A 24448-nucleotide genomic window follows, 5' to 3' on the forward strand; every position below is an offset into this window, starting at 1 on the left:
CTCGCGAGATTCGCGAGGAACGGCCCGTTCACCGCAGCCGGAAGTGTGGTCTCAAGCCTTACGGCCGATGCCGCCCGAGATCGTCCGCTGAGCCGTGTTCAGCTCCTTGATCCGCGGGCCGTCCGGCCACCAGTCGGCGCACAGCTGGACACCGGGCTCGACCATCTCGAGGTCGTGGAAGAGCTCCTCGATCTCGGCCTTGGTGCGGAAGGTGCCCGAACCCATCGGGCTGTGGAGGAAGAACTCCTCCATCTTGCGGGCGATCTCGGACAGCTCGTCCTCCGGGTCGGAGAAGTGCGAGATCGCCACGTACGAACCCGACGGCAGCGCGTCGATGTACTTCTTCATGATCTTGGCGGGCTCGTCGTGCGGCCCGTTGTAGTGGTGCAGGGTCCCGAGCTGCAGCAACGCGATCGGCTGCGAGAAGTCGATGTGCCGCCGGACGTCCGGGTTCTCCATGATCCGCTCGGGCTCGAAGATGTCGTCCGAGACGAAATGCGTGTTCTCGTTCTCTTCGAGCAGCGCGCGCCCGTGGGCGAGCACGACCGGGTCGTTGTCGACGTAGACGACCTTGATCTCCGGGTTGATCCGCTGCACGACCTGGTGGGTGTTCTCGGCCGTCGGCAGGCCGGATCCCAGGTCGAGGAACTGGGTGATGCCCGTCTGGCTGGCGAGGAACCGGCACGCGCGGATCAGGAAGCCGCGGTTCTCGGTCGCCAGGTCCTGTGCCTCGGGGGCCGCCTGCTGGACCTTGCGCAGCACCTCCCGGTCGATCTCGTAGTTGTCCTTGCCGAGCAGGAAGGCGTCGTACACCCGGGCGATGCTGGCCCGGGTCGGGTCGACACCCACGGGCACTCGTTCCGTCCGGGTCGGGGCGTCGGGCATCTTGAACCTCACAAAACTGTGTCGGAAGTCTCGGGCTCTACGTAGAGTAGAACCACGTACGCGACCGGTAAACCGAGCCATCCCTGTCGTGTCGAGGCCCAAACGTGTACTTTCAGTAATCGGCTTGTTCCCCTGTGAGTGTCGTCGTGCGAAAGGTCCCCGGTCGATGAACGCGGTCACCCCGCCTGGCGGTGAGCAGTCCCTGGGTCCCACCGCGCGACGGATGATCCTCGGCTCTCAGCTCCGCCGGATGCGTGAGGACGCGGGCATCACGCGCCAGGAGGCCGGCTACAGCATCCGCGGGTCCGAGTCGAAGATCAGCAGGCTCGAGCTCGGCCGCGTCGGCTTCAAGGAACGCGACGTCGCCGATCTGCTGACCATGTACGGGATGACCGATCCCGCCGAGCGGCAGCAGTTCCTCGACATGGTCAAGGAGTCGAACGAGCCGGGCTGGTGGCGCCGCTACGGCGACCTGATGCCGAGCTGGTTCAACGACCTCGTCGGGCTCGAAGAGGCCGCGGCCCGGATCCAGGTGTGGGAGCCGCTGTACGTCACGGGTCTGCTGCAGACCGAGGACTACGCGCGGGCGATCATGAGCCACGGCCGCAAGGACATGGTCAACGAACAGGTCGACCGCCGGGTCGCGCTGCGGATGCGCCGGCAGAAGATGCTGTCGCGGCCGGACGCGCCGCGGTTGTGGCTGGTGCTCGACGAGTCGGTGCTCTACCGGCCGATCGGCGACCGCGAGGTGCTGAAGGGCCAGATCGACCACCTGCTGGAGATGATCCAGCAGCCGAACATCTCGGTGCAGGTGCTCCCGTTCGATCGGAGCGGCTACTCCGCGGACAGCGCGTTTTCGCTGCTCAGGTTCGCGGAAGAGGAATTGCCGAACATCGCCTACACCGAGTACCTGACCGGCGCGCACTACATCGACAAACGCGAAGAGATCGAGCGGTACAGCCGGGCACTCGACATGCTCGCGGTCGACGCGGAGACGCCGGATCGCAGCCGCCAGATGCTGATGAAGCGCCGCGCCGAAATCTGAGCCGATCACCGTTGTGGGGCTGCCGGCCGGTTTCGGGACGGCCGGGATTTCCCTGCGTACCCGCGAAAAAGTGGCCACGAGTGGTAGTTGTTCACCTGGCAGGGGCTGTGCTCGTCACCCTTTAGTGTGATGACTCGGGGCCTGAGTCATCACTGCCCGCGAATTCTGCAAAAACTTCTGCACGTGCATTTACCGCTGCAGCCACACGTGCTAACTTTGGGATCACAGGCAAATGCACATGCAGATGCATCGCCCGAAGTCTTCTGTCGGGGAAGGTGGGGACCATGGCTGAACATTTCGACAACGGCATCCCGGCCGATCGTCTTACCGGCGCCCAATGGCGCAAAGCCAGCTACAGCAACGCGATCGGCAACTGTGTCGAGGTGGCGCCGCTCGCCTCCGGCGAGATCGCGATGCGCAACTCGCGTTTTCCGACCGGGCCCGCCCTGGTCTACACCCAGGCCGAGATGGCCGCGTTCCTCGCGGGTGCCAAGGACGGCGAATTCGATGACGTCCTCGGGTGACACCATCACCGCGGAGATCACCGATATCGAAAGCGGCCTGCAGGAACTGATCCACCGCGGGTACCAGTTCGTCCACCCGTGCGACGCGAACGGCGAGGTCTTGGCCGTGGTCGGCGTGCGGGTCCACGACAACGTGGTCGACGTGGTCCGGCTCAACGCCGAGGACGACGTCGTCGCCACCCGCATGCCCGGGACCGAGGAGGACATCCTCGATCCCCAGGTCTGGCTGTGGCGATACGCCGGCGACGCGGCGACGGTGCTGACCGAACTGCTCGCGCTTCCGGACGAGCGGACCCCCGGTTCGCTGTACGTCCCGGAGACCTCGGCCAAGGGCTGCTGGGTCCCCGGCCGCGGCGGCACGTCCAAGTGGCTGGCAGCGGGCTGAACGCCTCCTAAGCACAGTCGACCGCCTCTGTCGAGGGGGAGCGGTCGGCTGGTCGGGGGTCGTGAGTGCCGGGCCTTGACACCCGCCTGTCACTCACGGTCATCACTCGAAGCGTGTCCAGTGCCACGTCGCGCGGCGCGTTGATCTCCTGCTCACCGTTTACACTGGTGGCGGCCTGCCCTCTTTCTCCCTGGGAGCACCTCGGTGGTTTCCGACCCGTCCCTCGCCGGACAGCCCGTGACCGACCAGCCCGATCCGGAACCCCGCGAGGAATGCGGTGTCTTCGGTGTCTGGGCGCCCGGAGAAGAGGTCGCGAAGTTGACCTACTACGGGCTCTACGCACTTCAGCACCGCGGCCAGGAAGCGGCCGGCATCTCGGTCTCCGACGGTTCGCAGATCGTCGTCTTCAAGGATCTCGGCCTGGTCAGCCAGGTGTTCGACGAGCAGGTCCTGCAGTCGCTGCAGGGGCATATCGCCGTCGGCCACTGCCGCTACTCGACCACCGGCGCGACCATCTGGGAGAACGCGCAGCCGATCTTCCGCACCACCGCGACCGGTAGCGGGCTGTCCTTCGCGCACAACGGGAACCTCGTCAACACCGCCGAACTGCGGGATCGCACGGTCGAAGCCGGGCTCAAACCGCACGCCGGCCTGACCGGTTCGTCCAGCGACTCCGACCTGGTGTGCGGGCTGCTCGCGGCCAACGCCGCCGACAAGGGCATCGAAGCCGCCGCGCTGGAGCTGCTGCCCACCCTCAAGGGCGCCTTCTGCCTGGTCTTCGCCGACGAGTCCACCCTCTACGCCGCGCGCGACCCGCACGGCGTGCACCCGCTGGTGCTCGGAAGGCTCGAACGCGGCTGGGTGGTCGCGAGCGAGACGGCCGCGCTGGACATCTGCGGCGCGTCGTTCGTCCGCGAGGTCGAGCCCGGTGAGCTCATCGCGATCGACGCCGAGGGCCTGCGCTCCTCGCGCTTCGCGAATCCCGAGCCCAAGGGCTGCGTCTTCGAGTACGTGTACCTCGCGCGCCCCGACACCTCGATCGCCGGCCGCAGCGTGCACGCCACCCGCGTCGAGATCGGCCGCAAACTCGCCGCCGAGCACCCGGCCGACGCCGACCTGGTCATGCCGGTGCCCGAATCCGGCACCCCGGCCGCCATCGGCTACGCGCAGGGCTCCGGCATCCCGTACGGCACCGGCCTGGTGAAGAACGCCTACGTCGGCCGCACGTTCATCCAGCCGTCGCAGACCATCCGCCAGCTGGGCATCCGGCTCAAGCTGAACCCGCTGCGCGACGTCATCCGCGGCAAGCGGCTCGTGGTCGTCGACGACTCCATCGTCCGCGGCAACACCCAGCGCGCCCTGGTCCGCATGCTGCGGGAGGCCGGCGCGCTCGAGGTGCACGTCCGGATCGCGTCGCCGCCGGTGCGCTGGCCGTGTTTCTACGGGATCGACTTCGCCTCGCGCGCCGAACTGGTGGCCAACGGCGTCGACCTCGACGGCATCCGCCGCTCCATCGGCGCGGACACCCTGGGCTACATCTCCCTGGACGGGCTGGTCGCGGCTTCGGAGCAGCCGAAGTCGCGGTTGTGCACCGCGTGCTTCTCCGGCGAGTACCCGATCGCGCTGCCCGAAGACGCGCTGATCGGGAAGCACCTGCTGGAGAGCCTGGACTCGGTCAATGGCGCGGCGAAGCCCGTCAGCCCTGCCGGGTACGGTGCTGAGGACGCCATCCGGCGTCCCTAGACCTCTCTTCCAGAGTTGGAGTCCGCTTCCGTGAGCGAGTCCACGAGCGCCACGTACGCCGCCGCCGGCGTCAGCATCGACGCCGGTGACAAAGCCGTCGAGCTGCTCAAACCGCACGCCGAGAGGGCCACGAGGCCCGAGGTGATGGGCGGCGTCGGCGGTTTCGCCGGGCTGTTCTCCCTGAAGCTGGACAAGTGGAAAGAGCCGGTGCTGGCCTCGTCGACCGACGGGGTCGGCACCAAGATCGCCGTCGCGCAGGCGCTCGACAAGCACGACACGGTCGGCATCGACCTGGTCGCGATGGTCGTCGACGACCTGGTCGTCACCGGTGCCGAGCCGCTGTTCATGCAGGACTACATCGCCGTCGGCAAGGTCGTTCCCGAGAAGATCGCGGCACTGGTCGGCGGTATCGCCGAGGGCTGCGTCCAGGCGGGTTGCGCGCTGCTCGGCGGCGAGACCGCGGAGCACCCCGGCCTGATGGGCGAGCACGACTACGACCTTTCGGGCACCGGCATCGGCGTCGTCGAGGCTTCGAACGTGCTCGGCCCGGAGCGGGTCCGCCCCGGCGACGTCGTCCTCGCGCTCGGTTCGTCCGGCCTGCACTCCAACGGCTACTCGCTCGCCCGGCACGTGCTGCTGGAGATCGCGCGGATGCCGCTCGACGGGCACGTCGAGGAGTTCGGCCGCTCGCTCGGCGAGGAGATGCTGGAGCCGACCAGGATCTACGCGAAGGACTGCCTCGCGCTGGCCGCCGAGGCCGACGTCCGCACGTTCGCGCACATCACCGGCGGCGGCCTGGAGCAGAACCTCGCCCGCGTCATGCCGCGCGGGCTGGTCGCCCGGCTCGAACGCGGCACCTGGACCCCGGCGCCGGTGTTCGCGCTGATCGGCCACCGCGGCAAGGTCGAGCGCGCCGAGCTGGAGAAGACGTTCAACATGGGCGTCGGCATGGTCGCGATCGTCGGCGCCGACGACGTCGACCGCGCGCTGGCGATGCTGACCGCGCGGCACGTGCCGGCGTGGATCCTCGGCGACGTGCAGCCCGCGGAAGACCCGGACGGCCCGCGCGCCGTGCTCTCCGGTGACCACCCGCGCTTCTGAGTGTCTGTTGGTGAACCCGCGCCGCGATCGACGTCGGCAGGGCGCGACCTGGTGTATCCCCGTTCCGGTGGGTGATCAGGGCGCCCTGCCACCGCGATAGCGGGGCCTTCGGCCAGGGCGGGGCGGGTTCGCGCTGGCCAACAGGCACTGAATATTCTCTTGGCCCTGGTGGAACACTGGGTCCGTGGCTGATGACGTGGTGATCGGCACCCGGTTCGTGATCCCGGGTGCCGAATTGAGCGAACGGTTCTCCCGGTCGTCGGGTCCGGGTGGGCAGGGCGTGAACACCACGGACTCGCGGGTCGAACTGTCCTTCGACGTGGCCGGTTCGGCGTCCGTCCCGGAGCATCTCCGGGCACGGATGCTGGACCGGCTTTCGTCGCGCCTGGTCGACGGGGTCGTCACGATCACCGCGTCCGAACACCGCTCCCAGCTGATGAACCGGGAAGCCGCGCGGGCGCGGCTGGTGATGCTGCTGCTGGACGCGTCGGCGCCCCCGGCCGCCAAGCGGCGTCCCACCAAACCCTCGCGAGGCTCGAAGGAACGCCGCCTGGCGTCGAAGAAGCGCCGCGGCGAGGTCAAGAAATCACGCCGCGGCGGCTACTCAGACGACTGACAGGTGCACGCATTCGGCCGCGGTCTTGAAACCGACCCGGCCGTAGACGCGTTCCGCCTGCCCGGCGCCCGGCGTCAGGAACACCGACCGGCCGCCGCGCGCGTGGGCTTCCCGCGTCAGGTACTCCGTCATCGCCGCGGCGATCCCGCGGCTCCGGTACCCCTCGACCACGCCGATCCCGGCGATCTCGGTCGCGCCGTCGAGGATCGCGGTCGCGACCCCGCCGCCGACGACTTCGCCGGTCTCGGCCACGGCCATCACCGACATGGTCTCGCCGCTCAGCTGATCCGGTGACGGGTCGAGGTGGAGATCGGGATCGTCCTCCCCGAACGCGACGTTCTGCGCCCGGATCATCTGCCGGAGTTCGCCCTCGGTTTTCGGGGTGACCAGGCTGATCCCGGCCGGTTCCGGTTGCCCGGCGACCTGCCCTGGGGTGCAGATCATCAGCGGGACCCGCCGCTCCAGCGTGTAACCGCACTCGACGAGTACGGCCTCGGCGGCAGGAACCGCTTCGGTGAGGAACTCCAGACGCGGCACGAGCCCGCGCTTACGGAACGCCTCGTTTAGTGCGGCGACGTCGTCCTTCGCTGGGACGGCGCCGTCGTCGGGGATCGCGTAGTTGAGGAACGGACTACTGGACTCGAGGTAGTACGTGGCCAGGAACGGCCCGATCCGCTCGGTCTCCCGGAACTTCGCCGCGGTGAGGCGGATGTAGGACTGCAAAGCACGAATCGTCTCGGAAAGCACTGGTGGAAAGCCTTTCGGGCAGAAGAAAGAGACGCACGGGGGAGGATCCGCATGCGTGCTGGAGCTGGCAGGTGCGCCGGCTAACTCGTGCCGACGCCACCGAAGGCGTCAGGCATGAGGCATCCCTCTTTCTTGGTACGCGGGGCTTTCGCGATCACTCTCGCATCACGGTCAACCCATTTACCTCCGCTGCGGATGCGCGATGCTCGAATACCGCTCGTCCCACGCCGATCTCGGGGCCCGAAGCCGGACCGGGGCGGCGCACACCCGCCGGACCTGGACCGGGATCCGCACCGGCGGCCGGACGTCCAGGCGATGCCACAGCCGTTTGCTCAGCGCGGCACCCGCCACGGCACCCAGCGTGTTCAGCAGGATGTCGTCGGCCGAGGTCACCCTGCCCGCCTGGATCAGATATTGCGTGCCTTCCACCAGCACCGAGACGGCCAGCGCCCCCAGCGCGATCCGGGCGAGCGACCGCAGGCGGCGGGACCGTACGGGGAGGAGGGCGCCGAGCGGGCTCAGCATGAGGACGTTGCCCAGCGCCTGCCAGAGGTTGACGCTGTCGGTCAGGGCGAGCTGCAGGTCGGTGCCGGGTTCGAGGTTCAGCCTGCTGCCCTCTACGCCGGTCACCGGCATCGTGACCAGGCACAACACGAGGAAACAGGCCAGTGCGAGCGTCATGTCGACGGCGGCCGTCGCCGACGCGGAGAAGGGGTCGGCACGTCTTCGCCGTCGATGCGCCGCGAGGAGCGGCCAGCCGAGCAGCGCGTAGGGAATCGCGATGATCGTCAACGGGATCATCCCGCCGAAAGCGCGGAGCAGCTCACCCATGGCCTTCCTTTCCGGAGCGCCCAAGATCACCTTCGCATCACAAGATCGACTCGGCACGGCGGAGTCGGCGCACTAAGAGGTGATCTTTTCCGGTGGCGGAAAAGGTTTTCCCATGCTGATGACCGTCCACAAAGGAACCTGTGGACAACCCTGTGGATGGCCGCGAAGTCTTCGGAAGAAGGCCTTATCGCGTAAGGAAAAGCCTTGTGGGTGACCTGTGTACTACTTGCCGTGTCCGGCGAGTTCCCGCGCGTGTTCGAGCAGCTTCTGGAGGTGCAGTCCGCGACGCACGTCACACGGGTGCGACGTCGTCCCGCTCGCGGCCATCGCGGCGAAATCGTCCAGAAGCGCGGTGTACGACTCGCCTGCCGAGCCCGGTTTGCGACCCAGAGTGCGGTAGCCGTGCTCGCCGTAGACGGCCACCTCGACGACCGTCGGCTGGATCGGCAACCGCAGCGACAGGGTCGCCGTACTGGTCGCGCCACCCTCGTGGGCTAACAGCAGTTGCCACAGATCGTCATCGGTCCGGTTCGCGGCGAGCACGCCGGTGATCTCACCGAGCGCCGCGTCCAGCAGATCGAGGGCGTGCGGGCCGATGTCGGCGAGCGCGCCGGAGTCGTGCCGCCACGCCGAGGACTGGTACTGACCGCCGAGCAGCGCACCCGAAAGCCACCGCGCCCCGCCGCCGCGCCAGCCGCCCGCCTCCTTGATGCCGTCGAGCCACTCGCGGGTCATCGGCGAAAACCGCAGGATGAGGACCACGAGGGCCGCGACGCCGGCGGCCTCCACCGCGTCCGCGAGCCGCCGCGCGCCGTCGAGGTCGGCGGCGATCGGCTTCTCCAGGATCAGGTGCTTGCCCGCTTCGGCGGCCTTGACCGCCAGCTCCGCCTGGACGGCGGGCGGCACCGCGAACGCGACCGCGTCCACCTGGTCGAGCAACTCGTCGAAACCGTCGACGGCCTGGGCGCCATGCGCCTCGGCCAGCTCCTTCGCGGCCTCGGGACGCCTGGCCCAGACCGCGCGCAACGTCGTGCCGGGGTGATCGGCGAGACCTGGCGCGTGCACCGTCTTCGCCCATGGACCGGCACCGACCAGACCCACGCGCAGCTGTCCCTGTCCCACGCCCCCGAGTCTAGGTCCCCGCATTTAATCCTCTGAATGCGGTGGTTGCGCGTGCAAGAACCGCATCCAGAGGGCTAAATGCGTAAGAGCCGGATCAGGAGTAGCTGTAGAAACCGCGGCCGGTCTTCTTGCCGAGCAGGCCGGCGTCGACCATGCGCAGCAGCAGCGGCGGCGAGGAGTACAGCGGCTCCTTGAACTCGGCGTACATCGAGTCCGCGATCGCCTTGATGGTGTCCAGGCCGATCAGGTCCGAAAGCCGCAGCGGGCCCATCGGGTGCGCGGTGCCGAGCTCCATACCGCGGTCGATGTCCTCCGCCGACGCGAAACCCGACTCGATCATCCGGATCGCCGAAAGCAGGTACGGCACGAGCAGCGAGTTCACGATGAACCCGGCGCGGTCCTGCGAACGGATCACCGTCTTGCTCAACGCGGTCGTCGCGTGCTCCTCGGCACGGCGGGCGGTGTCGTCGCTGGTCAGCAGCGAGGGCACCAGCTCGACGAGCGGCAGCACCGGGACCGGGTTGAAGAAGTGGATGCCGACCACCTGCTGCGGACGGCCGGTGGCCATGCCGAGCTTCATGATCGGGATGGAAGAGGTGTTGGACGCGAACACCGCGTCCTCACGCTCGACGATCTTGTCCAGCGACCGGAAGACCTCGACCTTGGCCTGCTCCTGTTCCAGGATGGCCTCGATGACGAGGTCGCGGTCGGCGAACTCGCCGATCTCGGTGGTGAAGCGGAGCCGTCCGAGCGCCGCGTCGGCGTCTTCCTGCGAGAGCTTCCCGTTCTTGACGCCGCGTTGCAGCGACTTCTCGATCCGCGCTCGCCCGGAGTCCAGCGCCGGCTGGTTGACCTCGGTGACGATCACGTCCAGCCCGGCCCGCGCGTGCACCTCGGCGATGCCCGAGCCCATGAGCCCGGCCCCGACGACACCTACTCGCGCTACGTCAGACATGGCACCTCCTCGTATTTTGGGCAGCACGCGACACGCGAGGGTGGTCTACCGGGCAAGCCCGGATCCACCCTCGCGTGTCACGCGTTGCTCAGCGGCGGTATTCGTCGTACCCGTCGTACGGGTCGTCGTCATACCGCTTGTCGTCCTCGTGCCTGTCTTCCGAGGAACTACTGGACAGCTCGCGCTGCAAAGCATCGAAGTCGGTTTCGTGCGAGCTGTACTTGAGCTCGCGCGCCACCTTCGTCTGCTTGGCCTTAGCCCGGCCGCGCCCCATGGCTCGACCCCCTCGCACAGGGGCGGGGCGGCCGGGGGAATCGGCGGCCCCGCATCGTCTCGACAATTCTTTCCTGCTGACACCGTACCGTGTCCGGGGGGTTGGATGCGACGTGGCACGGTGTGCCGGTGGCGACAGTGTTCACGGAACGCCGGTTACCGGCCGGTCGGTGGCGATAGTCGCAGGTCGGCGTGCCACGATGCTCGTGTGCCCCGTCCGTTCGCGGCTTATCTCCGCGTCTATGAGCCCCTGCTCGCGCTGGGGGATCCACCGGACGAACGCCTGCTCGAGGCCGTCGAAGCGGCCCGGCTCGATCGTTCGGCCGCGGGCGCGCGCGAGCAGGCATTGTGGCTCAAGTCACAGCACGTCGGCCGGTTGCTGCCCGCCGAACTCGCGGACGGCAGGGCGGCGCCCAGTCTCGTCACCGACGTCCTCGTCCTGGATCCCGAAGACGTGCCGGAGGGTGAGCACGGCGACGCCGGCCCAGGGCCGCTGATCTGCCCGATGGAGATCCGCGCGCGCTCCGCCGCGGCACTGGTGACCTTCCTCGGCGACGCGCATCCCGCGTTGAAGAGCGCGGTGCTCGACGCGGGCGGGGCGACACTCGACACGATCCGCTCGCGGGCGAAGTCCGCCATCGGAGATCTGTCCGCCTCGGCGTCTCACACCTTGTCGACGACGTGGACCGTCCCGCTTCCGTGGTTCGTGCTGTTCGACCCCGGGATGCGCCGGGTCAAACTCGGCAAGGGCCGGGACGACCCCGAACGCGAGGTGTCGTGGCGGGTGTCCATCGCCGACGCGAGGCATCGCGCCCGCGAGGTCGGCGACCTGCTCGAAGCGACCTTCGGCGACTCGGGGCCGGGCCGGGTGCTGCTCGAAACGCGACGCTGGCTCGACAGCTTCCACCCCGGGTCCGCAGTTGAGCTCGACTACGGCGGTCTCGTGCAGCTCTTCGCCGACCCGATCCTGCAAGCCGATACGACGGCCGAAGAGGTGCACGACATCCTGGACGCGCTCCGCACCGGCAACGTCGACGAGCTGGCGGAACTGTTCGCCGACCTGCGGGACTTCTGGGGCGACCTGGCCGCGAGGGAACGCGCGAACTAGCCGTAGAGACCTTCGGCGACCCTCAGTTCGCCGACCGGCTTCCCGCCGCCCAGCACCGCTTCGCGCGCGAGGCCGCCGGCTTCGTCGCCAGGGTCGATGCCGAGGTGGCGCAGCGTCGCGAGCAGCAGCGGGATCCGGGCCCTGGCCGCGCCGTCGTCGATCTTCAGCGCCAACGCTGTGCCGTCCGGGAGGGCGAACGCGTGCACTCCCTCGGCGCCGCCCTTCGACAGCAGGCCCTCGACGTTCCGCATCAGCACGGTGTCCTCGCGGCCGGTGCCCGCGACCTGCCACGGATGCGCGCGGACCGCGTCCGCGACCCTGCGTTCCGGCCCGCCCATGGCCGTGACCAGCCTGCCGAAGGAACGGGCGAGACCGGTGAGGGAGAACGCGAACAGGGGCGCCCCGCAGCCGTCGACACCGACCGTCTCGATCGTCTCGCTGGTGAGGTCGGCGACAGCGGACTGGACGACCTTCTGCAGCGGATGGACCTCGGCCTCGTAGTCCTTGGTCGGCCACCCGAGCTGCGCGCAGGTCATCAGCATCGCGGCGTGCTTGCCGGAGCAGTTCATGGCGGCGCGGCGTTTCCCTGCCGAGGCCACGGCCAGCATGCTGGGCTCGTGCAGTGGGAACGCGGGCGGGCAGGCCAGCGCGTCCTCGGTCAGCCCCGCGCTGGAAAGCATCGCCAACGCGCCCTCGACATGGCCGGGTTCGCCGTTGTGCGATCCGCAACCGAGCGCGAGTTCTTCGTCGCCGATCGTGAGGCCGGCGCGGAGCATCCCGACGGCTTGCAGGGGTTTGTTGGACGAACGCGGGTACACCGGCCGTTCGATGTCGCCCGCGGAGAACCGCACCGAGCCGTCCGGCGCGGTGATCACGAGCGCGCCGCGGTGCACGCTCTCCACGAAACCGGATCGGACGACCTCGACCAGGACCGGATTAGTCACTCGGAGCCGCCGCGTTCGGTGTCGAGCAGGTCGTCGACCGAGGCGGTGCCCTTGCGGTAGCGGGTGGCGATCTCGGCGTTGATCGTGTCCATCACGCTCTGGACCTCGCGCCGGTACGAGGAGACCGAAACCTCTTCGTCGGCGTACCGGTTGAGGGCGTTGACCAGCTTCTCGTCCGACAGGGTGCTGACGTCGGAAAGGTCAGTGTCGCCGATGAGCGCCTCGGCGAACCGGCGGTGCTCACCCGCACGCGACGGCTCCAGCCGCTGGTGCCTGCCCGAACCTGTGGCCGGGCCGATGGCGTTGTCCGCCAGGATCGCGGCCAGCCGCTCGACGACGCTGCTCTCGCCGCCCGAACTCCGGCGCTCCTGCTCGGCCCGCACGATGTCGATCCGCGCGTGCAGCAGGCGCCGCAGATACGACAGATCGGTCTCCTCCTGCGCGGCCTCGTCACGGCGCTCGCGCAGCACGGAAAGGGTCAGCTCGCCGAGGTCGCTGAGATACCCAGGGCCGAGCACGCGGTCGATACGACGGCGACCACCGGGCCGGACTTCGATCACCCGCGTAGCTTATCGCGCTCCAGCGGAAATGTTCCGCAGGGAGCGATACCACAAGGATCTCCGCCCCTCACGACACCCTCCGCCGGGCAGCCGCTCTTTCGGTTCCTTCCAAAGCGCGCCCCCCACCCGTCCCGGGGGCGGCCCCTGGTCCAGTCTACCGGGGGTGAGGCGGGAAAAGTGCTGGTCGGCGGAGTTGTCCACAGGTGGGCAACGTTGTGGACAACCTGTGGATGGCTAATAGGGGCGCTGGTGCATGAAGACTCCCTTTATGGCATTAGGTGGGGTGAAGGGAGCCTTCAGGCACTTGGGTTGTGCGTGAAGGGCTAGTTTCCAGCGCTCAGCCGAGGGAAGGGGGCCTTCACGTGTAGCCGCCGGGTAGCGAGGGGCCCCTTCCCTACCCTCAACGTAGGCAAGGAGGCCTTCACGGAACGGCGCCGCCGCCGGGGAAAGCCGTGAGAGACCCGCCTAACCTCGCAGCCGCTGGGCCGCTTCCCGCCCGGGCGCCGGAGCCTCACCGGGCACCGAGTCCGGATCGATGGCCGCCTGAACGACGCGGTCCTCCGCACCCACGAGCAGTTCCGCGCCCGCCTGCGTGGAGCGTTTGACCAGCGCCAGCGCGATCGGTCCCAGTTCGTGGTGCTGCACCACGCTGCCGACGCGGCCGACCGTCCGCTCGCCCAGCACCACCGGATCGCCGGTTTCCGGCGTGATCTCCGGCGAACCGTCCAGGTGCAGCAGCGCCATGTACCGCGGCGGCCGCCCGACGTTGTGGACCTTCGCGACGGTCTCCTGCCCGCGGTAACAGCCCTTCGCCACGTGCGCGGCGGAGTCGACCCAGTTCACTTCGTGCGGGATCGTGCGCTCGTCGGTGTCGAGGCCCAGCCGCGGCCGCAGCGACTCGACGCGCAGCGCGTCGAACGTCCAGCTGCCCGCCGGTCGCGCGCCCGCGTCGGTCAGGCGCCGCCACCAGGCGGCGAGTTCGGCGCGGGGGACGGCGAGGTCGACGCTGTGCCGTCCCGGCCACGGCATCCGCCGCGCGAAACCGCCGGGGATCGCCACGACCGAGTACGGGTCCGCGCCGACGGAAACGCCGACGGCGTCCAGCACACGGTCCGCGTCGGGACCGAGGACGGTCAGCAGCGCCAGCTCGTCCGAGACATCGCGGATGTCCACTTTGGACCAGAACTTCATCGCTTCGAGGTACTCGCGCAGAGTCTGCTTGCCGCCGGACGGCAACGCGCTGGTGGCCACCGCGCCCCGGTCGCTGTCCAGCCACACCGTGCCGTCCGCGTGCGCGACGACCATATGCGTGTCGACGCGGCCTTGGCTGTCGAGCACGAGCGCCTCGGTGCCGGTGCCTTCGGCGAGCCCGGTGACGTGCTGCGAGATCACCAAATGCAGCCAGGACAGCCGTTCTTCCCCGGTCACGGCCAGGATTTCGCGATGCGAGCGGTCGATCACGACCGCGCCGCGCGCGGCCGTCCGTTGCTCGGCGAAGGGATCTCCCCAATGCCACGGGACACCCTCTTCCGGATGCCCGTCGGGTGCCGCGATCGGTCCGGGAAGGTCGAGCAGGGGGGAGCGGTAGGGCATGAAACCCATGCTAGTGAGTACCGTGTCCCCATGCGCGTGCTTGCCTTCCTCGACGGGACCCTGGCCGACCCCGAAGCCGCCCACCTGCGAGTAGACGACCTCGGGTTGCTTCGCGGCGACGGCGTGTTCGAGACGATCCTCGTCGTCGACGGACGGCCTCGTGAGCTCCGCCCGCACCTCGAGCGGCTGGCCCGTTCCGCGGCCATGCTCGACCTGCCGGAGCCCGACCTCGCCGCCTGGGAGCGCGCCGCGCAGGTCGTCATCGACAACTGGTCCGGCCCGGCCGAGATCGCGCTGAAACTGGTGTACACCAGGGGAATCGACGGCGACCCGGAGGCGAAGCCGTTCGGGTTCGCGCTCGGCGTGGAGATCGACGAGAAGGTCCAGCGGGCCCGTGTCGAAGGCGTCGCGGCGATCACCCTCGAACGCGGTATCGAGCCCGACCTCGCCGAGCGCGCGCCGTGGCTGCTGCTGGGCGCGAAGTCGATTTCGTACGGCGTCAACATGGCCGCGTTGCGGGAGGCGGGCCGCCGTGGCGCGAGCGATGTGATTTTCACCGCCGCCGACGGCACGGTCTTCGAAGGGCCGACTTCGACGGTCGTCCTCGCGAAGGGCAAGACGCTCTACACGCCGCCGGCGACCATCGGCATCCTGCCGGGGACGACGCAGGCGGCGCTGTTCCGCGGCGCCGAGCGCGCGGGCTGGTCGGTCAAGGTCGAGCCGCTCAACGTCTCGGACCTCACCGAGGGCGAAGGGCTGTTCCTCGCGTCGTCGGTCCGCAAGCTGACCAGGGTGCACACGCTCGACGGCGTCGCGCTCACCGACTCCAGCGCGATCCACGCCGAACTGGCCGCCGCGTACGAGAGCGAATACTCGATCAGTTGAGCGGGCTGATGATCAGCAGGTGCGGCAGGATCGCTTCTTCGCGGTAGGCGGCGATCTTGTGGTGCCCGTCGAGGATCACCGCCGCGTCGGTGGTCTCCAGCACGACGGCGACCGGCCGGTGCCCGCTCTTGATCGCCGTCCGGTAGTAGCCGACGCGGGAAACGTCGGCGGGCGGCCAGTCGGCGCTCGGCGTCAGGTAGCGGTCCTCGGCCAGCCGTTCGGGCCCCGCGACCTGGTATTCGCCGTCGGCGAAGAGATTCAGAAGCGGGCGGAGCGTGTCGCCGAGCGGGCGCCGCATCTGACCGGTGGCCAGCGCGATCCGCAGCGACTGCGGAAGTTCTGGTTGGGTGGGGACCGAATTCGTGTCGATGACACCCGTGCCACCGTCGACCTTTACCTGTTCCACACCCTCGTGGACGAGTGAAAGCGGAGAAGGGTTCCGGGTCTGGCCTGCGCGAGTGCCGGGAGTGACGCCTGTCTCACCACGGCAGCCACCGGATAACCACCGGTAGTTGGATGATCCGCCAAGAACACCACCGGCAACCCGTTCGGCGGCACCTGGACGGCGCCGGTCAGCAAGCCCTCGCTCGGCAGTTCCCGCTCCTCGTAGTCGGCCGCGCGAGTCAGCGGGGGTCCGTCGAGCCGGAGTCCGACGCGGTTGGATTCCGCCGTCACCGTCCAGGTCTTTGCGAGCCCGGCCGCCGGGTCCTCGAACCAATGCGCCCGCGGCCCCGGATCGATCAGCACGACGAGCTCGGCCGGAGCCACGGTGGGCAGCACGACGTCGGCACCGTCGGACACCGACGGCGTGCCGAGCGGGAGGACGTCGCCCGCTTTCAGCGGCGCCGGCCCGATCTCCGACAGGACGTCCCGCGACCGGCTGCCGAGTTCCTCCTCGACCGTGATCCCGCCGGAAACCGCCAGGTAGCACCGCAATCCAGATGCCGGGGCGCCGATCGACAGGACCTGCCCCGCCGCCAGCCACACCGGCGCGTGCGAGCCGACGGGGCGCCCGTCGACCTCGACGATGACGGCCGGACCGGTCACCGCGATGGTGCAGGACGCCGTGGCGCGCAGCCGTAACCCGCCGAACAAGCACTCGACTCCCGCGGCGGCTTCGTCGTTGCCGACGAGCCGGTTGGCCAGCTTCAGCGCCGGGACGTCCAGCGCGCCGGACGGCGGCACGCCGAGATGCGCGAATCCGGGCCTGCCGAGGTCCTGTACCAGCGCGAGCGGACCTGTCTCGACCACTTCCACGGCCCTCATCCGGCACTCCGGAACCGCACGCGGTCGCCGGGCGCCAGCAACGCGGGCGGATCGGCGCGCGGATCGAACAGGACGGTCCGGGTGTGGCCGATCAGCCGCCAGCCACCGGGCGAGACTCGCGGATAAACGCCGGTGAACTCGCCCGCGATGCCGACCGAGCCCGGCGGCACACGAGTCCGCGGGGCGGACAGCCGCGGCTGCCGAAGTGGCTCGGGAAGCCCTGTCAGGTAACCGAATCCAGGCGCGAAACCGGTGAAGGCCACGGTGTAGACGGCGCCGGTGTGCAGCCGGACGACGACCTCAGTGGACAGTCCGGCGTCCCGCGCGACGAGTTCGAGGTCTTCGCCGTCATAGGTCACGTCGAGGACGATCTCGCGGGATCCGCCTTCCGGCGGATGTTCGAGGTCGGCGTCCGCGAGCAATTCGCGGACGGCCGCGAGGGCGCCGGAGCCCGGGATTTCCACCACGAGCAGGCTTCGGGCGCCGGGAACGAGCTCGGCGATCCCGGGCGGGCGCGCGGACGTGACCGTCGCGTGCGCCGCCATCGACTCGGTGAGGGAAGCGCAGTCGAGCAGGGCGGCGTGCTCGCCGTAGGCACGCCACCGCATCGGAAGAGGCTCAGCCCACCACGCGACGCAGCAGCGCCGACGTGTGCGGCTGCAGTTCCTGGCCCATCATCGCGCGCTCCTCGACGTAGCCGAGTTCGCCGTTGACGATGCCGTAGAGCCGCTGCGAAGCCGTGACGTCCTTGGCGGTCGAAGTGCGGACCACCGCGTCGGTGCCGAGCTCCCAGGCCGGGACGGAGGCCTTGCCACGCGGCTTGCCGTAGAAGAGCTCCACGATGCCGGTGTTGTGGGTCAGCAGCAGCTCGATCGTGTCGTCGGCCTGCGGACGCCAGAACCCGGATTCGCGGGCGGCGGGCCGGATGACCTTGCCGTCCTCGTCGAGCAGCCAGGCGCGCGCCTCGTGCGTGAGGAACGGGCGGCCGTCGTGCGCGATGGTCAGCTGCATGCCGAACCGGTACGGGCCGTCGATGGTCGGATAGTCGACCTCGCCCTCGCCACGCCAGACACCGACGAGCGGCAGAAGCGCCAGGCAGGCGTCGTTGAGGTTCGCGCCCTCACGCAGGTTCGCGGTGTCGCCCGGGATGGGCATGTCGTCGAACTGCGGAATGTTCCGGTCGCGCGTGTTTTCGGCGCGCTTCTCCGCGGCCTGGATGGCCTCGTCGCCACTAGCCGTCATCGGTCAGCGCTGGTCCGCGTAAAGCCGGTAGACGACGTACACGGCGAACCAGGTGGTCGCGACGCCGGCGAGCACCAGCAGGGTCGTAAACAGGATTTCCACGTCACGCACTTTAGTCGCTACCTGCCCGGACAGGCCTGCCGAGGTCGCGTGGCAGTGCCCACAAGTACGTGAAGGCCCCCTTCCCCCGGCTCAGCCGAGGGAAGGGGGCCTTCACGCGCGAAACGTCAGGCGACCGAGATCGCCAGCTGGTGCACGCCCGGACCCTGGGCGGTCACCGAGGCCTCGCCGTTGCCGGAACGGTGCAGCGCGCGCACCGTCCAGTCACCGGGGGCCGCGTAGAAGCGGAAATCGCCGTCGGCCGACGAGACCACCTCGCCGGTGAAGTCGCCGCCGCCGTCCAGCAACCGCACGAAGGCGCCGCCGACGGGGCCCTCCGAACCGGTCACCTTGCCGGCCAGCACGACCTGGCCTCGGGTGTCGTAATCGGCGGGCGTGGCCTCCTGGGCCGGTGCGCCGCAGCTGTCGTCTGCCATCACTTGGCTCCCAACTCGACCGGCACGCCGACGAGCGAGCCGTATTCCGTCCACGAACCGTCGTAGTTCTTCACCTGGTCGTAGCCGAGGAGCTCGTGCAGCGCGAACCACGCGATGGACGAGCGCTCACCGATCCGGCAGTACGCGATGGTGGCCTTCGACTCGTCGAGGCCCTCGTCGGAGTACAGCTCCTTGATCTCTTCCTCGGTCTTGAAGGTGCCGTCCTCGTTGGCGACCTTCGCCCACGGGACGTTCAGCGCGCCCGGGATGTGGCCGGGGACCTGCGACTGCTCCTGCGGCAGGTGCGCCGGGGCGAGCAGCTTGCCGGAGAACTCGTCGGGCGAGCGCACGTCGACGTAGTTGCTCTTGCCGATCTCGGCGACGACCTCGTCGCGGAACGCGCGGATCGAGAGGTCCTGCTCCTTGGCCTTGTACTCGGTCGGCTCGCGCTTGACCTCGTCCGAGTTCAGCTCGCGGCCGTCGAGCTCCCACTTCTTGCGGCCACCGTCGAGCAGCTGCACCTTGTCGTGGCCGTAGAGCTTGAAGTACCAGTACGCGTACGCGGCGAACCAGTTGTTGTTGCCGCCGTAGAGGATCACGCGGTCGTCGTTCGAGATGCCCTTCTCGGACAGCAGCTTCTCGAAGCCCTCCTTGTTGACGAAGTCGCGGCGCACCCCGTCCTGCAGGTCCTTGCGCCAGTCGAACTTCACCGCACCGCGGATGTGTCCGTTGTCGTACGCGGTCGTGTCCTCGTCGACCTCGATGAACACGACACCCGGGGTGTCCAGGTTCTCCTCGGCCCACTGGGTGGTGACCAGGACGTCTTCACGGCTCATGGAGCTGACTCTCTTTCTGGGTTAGGACGCGCGAGGGCTGGGGCTGAAACGCTTGATGAGCAGGTACATCTCGCAACCGAGACAGAAGTTGAACGCCGCGTTGAGGAACGCCGCGAAGAGCGCGAACGCCGTCGCGACGAAACCGAGCGCGGTCAGGCCGGTGGCGAAACCGACGGTGCCGGCGACGGCGAACACGAACCCGACGGCCTGCGCGAACCGCAGCGGGGCGGCGTCCTCGCGTTCGGTCGTCGGGCCGAGCCGCGGCGCGACGAGGTAGCGATAGACCAGGGAGTACGGCGCCGGCTTCAGGCCGATGAAGGCACCGATCGCGAACACCACCGCCTGCGCCGCGAGCAGTGGCCACCACTGGGTGATGAGCACGACCGCGAGCACGATCGTCGTCAGGATGGCGGCGAAACGCGGACCACGGGGGTCGACTGCCGGTCCTGCGGACATGGTTCCTCCTGCGAACGAGAGGGAAATGAGATGCGTGCCGGAAGTGGCGCGCGCGGCGGCTTCGAAAGCGCGATCAGCGAACCGGACACAGGCTGCTGCGAACGCGGCACAGGTCCACTGCGCGACGCTGGGTCAGCAAGGTTCGGGGCAGCCGGTTCACGGGCACGAGGGTACGCAGAGCTCCCTCAGGTTGGGAACCGTGTTCACACCTTGGGACGCTTCCCGGAATCCGGGATCAGGCGTTCGCCAAATGGGGCTTCAGGGCTTCGAGAAGGTCCTGACCTCGGGGAACGCCGCCGACCCGGAAGACCTCACGGCCGTCCGCGGTCAAGGCCAGGGTCGTCGGGGTTCGCAGCACCGAAAGCGCCTGGGCGACTTCGGGGGTTTCGGTGACGTCCAGATCGACGTGCGTGAGGCCGTCGGTCTTCTCCGCGAGTGCCGACAGGATCGCGCGGGTGTGGCGGCACGGCGCGCAGAACGTCGTGGAGATCTGGACCAGGGTGACGCCTTCGGGCGCGAGGGCGTCCGAGACGCGGCCGGGCAGTGTGGGCGCGGTGGACTTGGCCGGTTTGGCCGCGCGGATGCGGCCGTTACGCGCCTGTAGCAGCGCGCCTGCCACTCCGCCGAGCACCAGTACGCCCAGCAGCACCCACACCCCGGTCATCCGCAAGTCACCCCTGAGGCTTCGCTCCGCTGAAGGCGACGTTCTTGCCTTCGCCCTTGATGGTCACCGAGCCGCTGTTCACCCGCACCGACGTCGGCGTCACCGAGAACGGCATCGCGCCGGTGTCGATGGTCGCGTTGAAGTTCGGCAGCAGCGCGTCCTGCACCGCCTGGGGAACGACGGTGGTCTCCTTGTCATTCCCGAACTGGAGCCGCTTCGGTTCGAGACGGATCTTCTGTCCGTCCAGTTCGATCATCGCGAAGCAGAAGATCTCCACCTTCTGCCCGGCGATCTGGACGTTGCCCGAAACCCGGATCCCGGTGCTGGCGGTGTCGACCGGCTCGCCGTTCTCGTTCGTCGCGGTCGGCTTCGTCTCGCCCTGCCCGCTGTCGCCGTTGCGGACGTAGTCCTCGGTGACCGGCTCGATCTTCAGGTTCTCGATCTTGTCCAGCGGCGCCTGCCGCGCGATGTCCGCGGCCTTAATCGTCACCTCGCCCTTGAGCGTGCCGATGACGATCGACTTCGTGTTGCCGGACGTCAGGTCGGACAGCGGGGCCGTGACGTCGCTCAGGTCGGCGTTGAAGTCCACGTCCCGCAGCCGCGGCGGGACGGCGACGCCCTGGGCGTTGATCGTGATGTGACTGTAGTCACCGGAAAGGGCCTGGGTCAGGAAGGGGAAACCGTGCACCGTGACCGCCGGATCGTTGGCCAGCTCCAGCTGTTGGCGGGCCTTCTGGGAGATCGTGTGCTCGGCGAACGCCGCCGCGCCGAAATCGGCCCCCACCAGCAGCACGACCAGCACCGCGAGGGCGATGAGCCAGCCCCGGCCACGGCGCTTTCCTCGCTTGGCGGACCGGCCGGAAGACGGTCGGTCGTCACGCGCCACGGGCCTGCTCACCATTGTGTCGAATCTCCTTCGTAAACCTCTTTGGCCAGGTGTGATCGATCCAGCACGGGGTAGGTCCTCGGCTGTTCACCCGCTATTCTCACCAAGCACCGGCTGTAGCCACGTTCGAGGCGACCACGACTGAAGGCGGTGCGGCGATGAGCCTGGACCTTCTGGTACTGACCGCGGAAGCAGATGCCACCACGGTATTGCCCGCTCTGGATCTGCTGCCCCACACCGTACGCGTCCGTGCTCCGGAAGTGACCGCGCTGCTCGACGCCGGCCACCGCGACGTCATCGTGCTCGACGCCCGCAGCGATCTCGCCTCCGCGAAGAGCCTCTGCCGCCTGCTCAAGGGCGCCGGCGAGGACGAAACCTCCACGCCGGTCATCGCCGTCGTCGGCGAAGGCGGCCTGGTCGCGGTCAGCGCGGAATGGCGCACCGACGACATCCTCCTCCCGACGGCCGGTCCCGCCGAGGTCGACGCCCGGCTGCGGCTCGTCACCACCCGCGACGGCGGCGCCGCGCAGGTCGACGCCGAGCTCCGGGTCGGCGAACTGGTCATCGACGAGGCGACCTACACCGCGAAGCTCCGCAAGCGCACCCTCGAACTGACCTACAAGGAGTTCGAGCTCCTCAAGTACCTCGCCCAGCACGCCGGCCGGGTGTTCACCCGCGCCCAGCTGCTGCAGGAGGTCTGGGGTTACGACTTCTTCGGCGGTACGCGCACGGTCGACGTCCACGTCCGGCGTCTCCGCGCGAAGCTGGGGCCGGAGCACGAGCAGATGATCGGGACCGTGCGCAACGTCGGCTACAAGTTCGAGCGGCCGTCCAAGGGCAGCGCCGCCGCCAAGCAGGCCATCGCCCCGGACTCGAGCGTCTACGAGCCGAACGAGCTGTCCGCGCACTGAATCCCCTTTCTGCCTGACAAGACGTCCGGGCGGAGACCGGGTTCCCGGGTAGGGTCGATTTCATGCTCGATCTGGCTTGGACCGGTGAACCGGACACGGAAGAGATCCACGACTTCCTGCTCGCCGTGCGTGAGGCCGACGGGCGCCCGGAGGACACCGGTTTCGCCGGTGGACAGCACCTTCTGGGGCGCCTGGACGGTGAGTTGGTCGCGTACGCGCACCTGGACACCGAAGGCGATTCGCACGGCAACCAGGTCGCCGAACTGTTCGTTCACCCCGGGCACCGCCGTTCCGGGCACGGCAGGGCGCTCGTCAAGGCGCTCGTCGACCACGTCGCGGGGAAGCCGCTGCGGGTCTGGGCGCACGGCGATCACCCCGCCGCCGTCCATCTCGCCGGGACCGAAGGTTTCGAGCGTGCCCGCGAGCTGTTGATCCTGCACGCCGATGTCGAAGCCGCGGACTGGCCGGAGCCCGTGACTCGTGAGGGCGTCACGTTGCGGACGTTCGTCCCCGGCCAGGACGAGGAAGCGATGGTCCGCGTCAACGCGCGCGCCTTCGACTGGCACCCCGAACAGGGCGCACTGACCGCCGACGAGGTCCGGGCGACCGAGAAGGAAGCCTGGTTCGACCCCGAGGGCTTCTTCCTCGCGGAAGAGGACGGGAAGGTCATCGGCTTCCACTGGACGAAGGTCCACGAGGCCGTCCCCGGCCGCTTCGGCGGCGAGCCCGCGGGTGAGGTCTACGTCCTCGGCATCGATCCGGACGCCCAGGGCGGGGGTCTCGGGAAGGCGCTCACCCTCGCCGGGCTGCGGTACCTCCGTGATCGCGGGCTGGGCCAAGTGATCTTGTACGTCGAAGGTGACAACGCGCCCGCACTCGCCGTGTATTCGAAGCTCGGCTTCACCCGATACGAGGTAGACGTCCAATACGCTCGGTAGCGGCGTTCACACGTGCGGCACTTGACCGGTCACGGAGAGCAGACGCGCAGGTCACGGCTGGGACACAGGCCACTTTCGGAGTAGTCGCGCTGCTCACATCGGCCGCCTTGTTCACCTGTCGTTCACCCTTAGACGGCCGCCTGTCCACTGTCGGTGCTTAGTGTCCGGGTCCGGAAGGAACGCTCCCGTTCCACCGATCCGGCGAAAGTCTCCCAGTGGAGGAAATGCAGTGAAGATCATGCGGCCCGCGGGCGCGATCGGCATCGTGGCCACCGCCGCCCTCGTGCTCGGCGCCTGTGGATCCGACCCGGCGGCGACCAAGCCCGGCAGCACCGGTGCCGCCGCCGCCCCCAGCGGCGCGGCGAACGTCGAATGCGGTGGCAAGAGCCCGCTTTCGGCCGAGGGCTCGTCCGCGCAGAAGAACGCGATCGACATCTTCGTGCAGGCTTACGCCGCCAAGTGCTCCGGCCAGAAGGTGAACTACAACCCGAGCGGTTCGGGCGCCGGCATCAAGCAGTTCAACGCGAACCAGGTCGACTTCGCCGGCTCGGACTCGCCCCTCAAGGACGAAGAGGCCGAGAAGGCCAAGGCCCGCTGCGCCTCCGACGCGTGGAACCTCCCGCTCGTCGTCGGCCCGGTCGCCGTCGCCTACAAGCTCGCCGGGGTCGACAAGCTGACCCTGACCCCCGAGGTCACCGCCAAGATCTTCAACGGTGGCATCACCAAGTGGAACGACCCGGCCATCAAGGCGGTCAAGGGCAACGAGAGCCTGAACCTGCCGGACAAGGCCATCCAGGTCATCTCCCGCACCGACGAGTCGGGCACCACCGACAACTTCCAGAAGTACCTGAAGGTCGCGTCCAAGGGCGCCTGGACCCAGGGTGACGGCAAGAAGTTCAACGGCGGTGTCGGCAACGGCGCGGAGAAGTCCAACGGTGTCGCCAACGCCGTGAAGTCCGCCGACGGCGCGATCACCTACGTCGAGTCCGCGTTCGCGAAGGACGGCATCAGCACCGCCCTTATCGACAGCGGCTCCGGCGGTGTCGAGCTCAACGCGGCGAACGTCGCCAAGTCCCTCGACGCGGCGAAGTTCAAGAAGGAGGGCACGAACGACCTGGCCCTCGACCTGGACTCGATCTACTCCAGCAACGTGCCCGGCGCCTACCCGGTCATCCTGGCCACCTACGAGATCGTGTGCTCCAAGTACGCGGACCCCGAGGTCGCCAAGGCCGTCAAGGCGTTCCTGAACGTCGCCGCCACCGACGGGCAGAAGCCGCTCTCGGAAAAGGGCTACGTGCCGATCCCGCAGAGCCTGCAGGACAAGGTCCTGACCGCCGTCAAGGCCATCGCCTGATCCTTCCGGTTGATCGGTAAAGACAGGCTGGACAGAAGTAGT

At 68.7% G+C, this 24448-nt stretch carries 29 protein-coding genes; 11 read left to right on the forward strand and 18 right to left on the reverse strand.

What is annotated here, in order from left to right; all coding sequences use genetic code 11:
• Positions 1-51: 51 nt before the first annotated feature.
• A complete protein-coding gene (locus ACXIZN_RS35245; RefSeq protein ID WP_457960681.1) occupies positions 52-849 on the reverse strand; it encodes an SAM-dependent methyltransferase in 798 nt (265 codons plus the stop codon).
• Between the two features lie 202 nt (positions 850-1051).
• Here ACXIZN_RS35245 and ACXIZN_RS35250 point away from each other — a divergent pair, with 202 nt between their 5' ends.
• From ACXIZN_RS35250 to arfB, 6 genes are all read left to right on the forward strand, one after another.
• Positions 1052-1930 (forward strand): helix-turn-helix domain-containing protein, encoded by an 879-nt coding sequence (locus ACXIZN_RS35250; RefSeq protein WP_126736227.1) that lies wholly within the window; start codon positions 1052-1054, stop codon positions 1928-1930.
• 284 nt (positions 1931-2214) lie between these two features.
• On the forward strand, positions 2215-2454 hold the full coding sequence (locus ACXIZN_RS35255; RefSeq protein ID WP_457959240.1) for a DUF397 domain-containing protein: 240 nt from the start codon (positions 2215-2217) through the stop codon (positions 2452-2454).
• A complete protein-coding gene (locus tag ACXIZN_RS35260) occupies positions 2438-2839 on the forward strand; it encodes a hypothetical protein (protein WP_457959241.1) in 402 nt (133 codons plus the stop codon). The genes ACXIZN_RS35255 and ACXIZN_RS35260 overlap by 17 nt, the downstream gene beginning before the upstream one ends.
• A 204-nt stretch (positions 2840-3043) precedes the next feature.
• On the forward strand, positions 3044-4582 hold the full coding sequence (gene purF / locus ACXIZN_RS35265) for an amidophosphoribosyltransferase (RefSeq protein ID WP_007032554.1): 1539 nt from the start codon (positions 3044-3046) through the stop codon (positions 4580-4582).
• 30 nt (positions 4583-4612) lie between these two features.
• On the forward strand, positions 4613-5683 hold the full coding sequence (purM, locus tag ACXIZN_RS35270) for a phosphoribosylformylglycinamidine cyclo-ligase (protein WP_457959242.1): 1071 nt from the start codon (positions 4613-4615) through the stop codon (positions 5681-5683).
• Positions 5684-5867: 184 nt separating this feature from the next.
• Complete coding sequence (gene arfB, locus ACXIZN_RS35275; RefSeq protein ID WP_457959243.1) at positions 5868-6299, forward strand: alternative ribosome rescue aminoacyl-tRNA hydrolase ArfB; 432 nt, start codon at positions 5868-5870, stop codon at positions 6297-6299.
• Here the strand turns inward: arfB and ACXIZN_RS35280 are convergent.
• The 5 genes from ACXIZN_RS35280 to ACXIZN_RS35300 all read right to left on the reverse strand — a co-directional run bounded on the left by ACXIZN_RS35280 (position 6288) and on the right by ACXIZN_RS35300 (position 10228).
• Positions 6288-7046, reverse strand: coding sequence for a GNAT family N-acetyltransferase (locus tag ACXIZN_RS35280; RefSeq protein ID WP_457959244.1), 759 nt, complete (start codon positions 7044-7046; stop codon positions 6288-6290). The genes arfB and ACXIZN_RS35280 overlap by 12 nt on opposite strands.
• Positions 7047-7226: 180 nt before the next feature.
• Positions 7227-7877 (reverse strand): VanZ family protein, encoded by a 651-nt coding sequence (locus ACXIZN_RS35285; protein WP_457959245.1) that lies wholly within the window; start codon positions 7875-7877, stop codon positions 7227-7229.
• A gap of 222 nt (positions 7878-8099) precedes the next feature.
• Positions 8100-8999: a Gfo/Idh/MocA family protein gene (locus ACXIZN_RS35290; protein WP_457959246.1), complete on the reverse strand. Its 900-nt coding sequence runs from the start codon at positions 8997-8999 to the stop codon at positions 8100-8102.
• Between the two features lie 94 nt (positions 9000-9093).
• Positions 9094-9954: a 3-hydroxybutyryl-CoA dehydrogenase gene (locus ACXIZN_RS35295; protein WP_091598365.1), complete on the reverse strand. Its 861-nt coding sequence runs from the start codon at positions 9952-9954 to the stop codon at positions 9094-9096.
• A gap of 88 nt (positions 9955-10042) precedes the next feature.
• Positions 10043-10228, reverse strand: coding sequence for a DUF3073 domain-containing protein (locus ACXIZN_RS35300; RefSeq protein ID WP_007032561.1), 186 nt, complete (start codon positions 10226-10228; stop codon positions 10043-10045).
• Positions 10229-10435: 207 nt separating this feature from the next.
• Between ACXIZN_RS35300 and ACXIZN_RS35305 the strand changes: the two genes are divergently transcribed.
• The gene (locus ACXIZN_RS35305) at positions 10436-11335 is read left to right on the forward strand and encodes a hypothetical protein (protein ID WP_457959247.1); all 900 of its coding nucleotides are present in this window, start codon (positions 10436-10438) and stop codon (positions 11333-11335) included.
• On the opposite strand, the gene ACXIZN_RS35310 is transcribed toward ACXIZN_RS35305, so the two are convergent.
• The 3 genes from ACXIZN_RS35310 to ygfZ form a co-directional block, all read right to left on the reverse strand.
• A complete protein-coding gene (locus ACXIZN_RS35310; RefSeq protein ID WP_457959248.1) occupies positions 11332-12279 on the reverse strand; it encodes an asparaginase in 948 nt (315 codons plus the stop codon). The genes ACXIZN_RS35305 and ACXIZN_RS35310 overlap by 4 nt on opposite strands.
• Complete coding sequence (locus ACXIZN_RS35315; protein WP_007032564.1) at positions 12276-12839, reverse strand: RsiG family protein; 564 nt, start codon at positions 12837-12839, stop codon at positions 12276-12278. The genes ACXIZN_RS35310 and ACXIZN_RS35315 overlap by 4 nt, the downstream gene beginning before the upstream one ends.
• A gap of 465 nt (positions 12840-13304) precedes the next feature.
• Positions 13305-14432, reverse strand: a complete 1128-nt coding sequence (gene ygfZ, locus ACXIZN_RS35320) for a CAF17-like 4Fe-4S cluster assembly/insertion protein YgfZ (protein ID WP_457959249.1) — start codon at positions 14430-14432, stop codon at positions 13305-13307.
• A gap of 30 nt (positions 14433-14462) precedes the next feature.
• On the opposite strand from ygfZ, the gene ACXIZN_RS35325 reads away from it, so the two are divergent.
• Positions 14463-15317: an aminodeoxychorismate lyase gene (locus ACXIZN_RS35325; protein WP_457959250.1), complete on the forward strand. Its 855-nt coding sequence runs from the start codon at positions 14463-14465 to the stop codon at positions 15315-15317.
• Here the strand turns inward: ACXIZN_RS35325 and ACXIZN_RS35330 are convergent.
• The 9 genes from ACXIZN_RS35330 to ACXIZN_RS35370 form a co-directional block, all read right to left on the reverse strand.
• Positions 15310-15723 (reverse strand): hypothetical protein, encoded by a 414-nt coding sequence (locus ACXIZN_RS35330; protein WP_126736215.1) that lies wholly within the window; start codon positions 15721-15723, stop codon positions 15310-15312. The genes ACXIZN_RS35325 and ACXIZN_RS35330 overlap by 8 nt on opposite strands.
• Positions 15711-16583, reverse strand: a complete 873-nt coding sequence (locus ACXIZN_RS35335) for a 5-oxoprolinase subunit C family protein (protein ID WP_457959252.1) — start codon at positions 16581-16583, stop codon at positions 15711-15713. Before ACXIZN_RS35335 ends, ACXIZN_RS35330 begins: the two co-directional genes overlap by 13 nt.
• Complete coding sequence (gene pxpB, locus ACXIZN_RS35340; RefSeq protein ID WP_457959253.1) at positions 16580-17191, reverse strand: 5-oxoprolinase subunit PxpB; 612 nt, start codon at positions 17189-17191, stop codon at positions 16580-16582. The genes ACXIZN_RS35335 and pxpB overlap by 4 nt, the downstream gene beginning before the upstream one ends.
• A 10-nt stretch (positions 17192-17201) precedes the next feature.
• Positions 17202-17825, reverse strand: coding sequence for an FABP family protein (locus ACXIZN_RS35345; RefSeq protein WP_457959254.1), 624 nt, complete (start codon positions 17823-17825; stop codon positions 17202-17204).
• A gap of 227 nt (positions 17826-18052) precedes the next feature.
• Positions 18053-18361, reverse strand: coding sequence for a DUF1416 domain-containing protein (locus ACXIZN_RS35350; RefSeq protein WP_034312617.1), 309 nt, complete (start codon positions 18359-18361; stop codon positions 18053-18055).
• The gene (locus tag ACXIZN_RS35355) at positions 18361-19197 is read right to left on the reverse strand and encodes a sulfurtransferase (RefSeq protein ID WP_034312619.1); all 837 of its coding nucleotides are present in this window, start codon (positions 19195-19197) and stop codon (positions 18361-18363) included. Before ACXIZN_RS35355 ends, ACXIZN_RS35350 begins: the two co-directional genes overlap by 1 nt.
• A 21-nt stretch (positions 19198-19218) precedes the next feature.
• Positions 19219-19653: a DUF4395 domain-containing protein gene (locus ACXIZN_RS35360; protein ID WP_457959256.1), complete on the reverse strand. Its 435-nt coding sequence runs from the start codon at positions 19651-19653 to the stop codon at positions 19219-19221.
• Between the two features lie 235 nt (positions 19654-19888).
• Positions 19889-20317: a TlpA family protein disulfide reductase gene (locus tag ACXIZN_RS35365; RefSeq protein ID WP_457959257.1), complete on the reverse strand. Its 429-nt coding sequence runs from the start codon at positions 20315-20317 to the stop codon at positions 19889-19891.
• Positions 20318-20324: 7 nt separating this feature from the next.
• Entirely contained in the window at positions 20325-21218 is an 894-nt protein-coding gene (locus ACXIZN_RS35370) for an LmeA family phospholipid-binding protein (protein ID WP_457959258.1), read from the reverse strand.
• Positions 21219-21361: 143 nt separating this feature from the next.
• Here ACXIZN_RS35370 and ACXIZN_RS35375 point away from each other — a divergent pair, with 143 nt between their 5' ends.
• From ACXIZN_RS35375 to pstS, 3 genes are all read left to right on the forward strand, one after another.
• Entirely contained in the window at positions 21362-22114 is a 753-nt protein-coding gene (locus ACXIZN_RS35375; protein ID WP_257483317.1) for a winged helix-turn-helix transcriptional regulator, read from the forward strand.
• A gap of 62 nt (positions 22115-22176) precedes the next feature.
• Positions 22177-23052, forward strand: coding sequence for a mycothiol synthase (gene mshD, locus ACXIZN_RS35380; RefSeq protein ID WP_457959259.1), 876 nt, complete (start codon positions 22177-22179; stop codon positions 23050-23052).
• A 229-nt stretch (positions 23053-23281) separates the two neighbouring features.
• Positions 23282-24406, forward strand: a complete 1125-nt coding sequence (gene pstS / locus ACXIZN_RS35385; protein ID WP_126736206.1) for a phosphate ABC transporter substrate-binding protein PstS — start codon at positions 23282-23284, stop codon at positions 24404-24406.
• Positions 24407-24448: the final 42 nt, after the last annotated feature.

The organism is Amycolatopsis sp. TRM77291 (genome assembly GCF_054166285.1).

Coding starts and splice junctions, on each gene's coding strand:
- ACXIZN_RS35300 (WP_007032561.1), bottom strand. CDS start 10,228: ATGGGGCGCGGCCGGGCTAAGGCCAAGCAGACGAAGGTGGCGCGCGAG.
- ACXIZN_RS35285 (WP_457959245.1), bottom strand. CDS start 7,877: ATGGGTGAGCTGCTCCGCGCTTTCGGCGGGATGATCCCGTTGACGATC.
- mshD (WP_457959259.1), top strand. CDS start 22,177: ATGCTCGATCTGGCTTGGACCGGTGAACCGGACACGGAAGAGATCCAC.
- pxpB (WP_457959253.1), bottom strand. CDS start 17,191: ATGCGGTGGCGTGCCTACGGCGAGCACGCCGCCCTGCTCGACTGCGCT.
- ACXIZN_RS35260 (WP_457959241.1), top strand. CDS start 2,438: ATGACGTCCTCGGGTGACACCATCACCGCGGAGATCACCGATATCGAA.
- ACXIZN_RS35250 (WP_126736227.1), top strand. CDS start 1,052: ATGAACGCGGTCACCCCGCCTGGCGGTGAGCAGTCCCTGGGTCCCACC.
- ACXIZN_RS35360 (WP_457959256.1), bottom strand. CDS start 19,653: ATGTCCGCAGGACCGGCAGTCGACCCCCGTGGTCCGCGTTTCGCCGCC.
- ACXIZN_RS35295 (WP_091598365.1), bottom strand. CDS start 9,954: ATGTCTGACGTAGCGCGAGTAGGTGTCGTCGGGGCCGGGCTCATGGGC.
- ACXIZN_RS35355 (WP_034312619.1), bottom strand. CDS start 19,197: ATGAGCCGTGAAGACGTCCTGGTCACCACCCAGTGGGCCGAGGAGAAC.
- ACXIZN_RS35345 (WP_457959254.1), bottom strand. CDS start 17,825: ATGACGGCTAGTGGCGACGAGGCCATCCAGGCCGCGGAGAAGCGCGCC.
- ACXIZN_RS35255 (WP_457959240.1), top strand. CDS start 2,215: ATGGCTGAACATTTCGACAACGGCATCCCGGCCGATCGTCTTACCGGC.
- ACXIZN_RS35370 (WP_457959258.1), bottom strand. CDS start 21,218: ATGGTGAGCAGGCCCGTGGCGCGTGACGACCGACCGTCTTCCGGCCGG.
- ACXIZN_RS35335 (WP_457959252.1), bottom strand. CDS start 16,583: ATGAGGGCCGTGGAAGTGGTCGAGACAGGTCCGCTCGCGCTGGTACAG.
- ACXIZN_RS35325 (WP_457959250.1), top strand. CDS start 14,463: ATGCGCGTGCTTGCCTTCCTCGACGGGACCCTGGCCGACCCCGAAGCC.
- ygfZ (WP_457959249.1), bottom strand. CDS start 14,432: ATGCCCTACCGCTCCCCCCTGCTCGACCTTCCCGGACCGATCGCGGCA.
- ACXIZN_RS35350 (WP_034312617.1), bottom strand. CDS start 18,361: ATGGCAGACGACAGCTGCGGCGCACCGGCCCAGGAGGCCACGCCCGCC.
- ACXIZN_RS35375 (WP_257483317.1), top strand. CDS start 21,362: ATGAGCCTGGACCTTCTGGTACTGACCGCGGAAGCAGATGCCACCACG.
- ACXIZN_RS35365 (WP_457959257.1), bottom strand. CDS start 20,317: ATGACCGGGGTGTGGGTGCTGCTGGGCGTACTGGTGCTCGGCGGAGTG.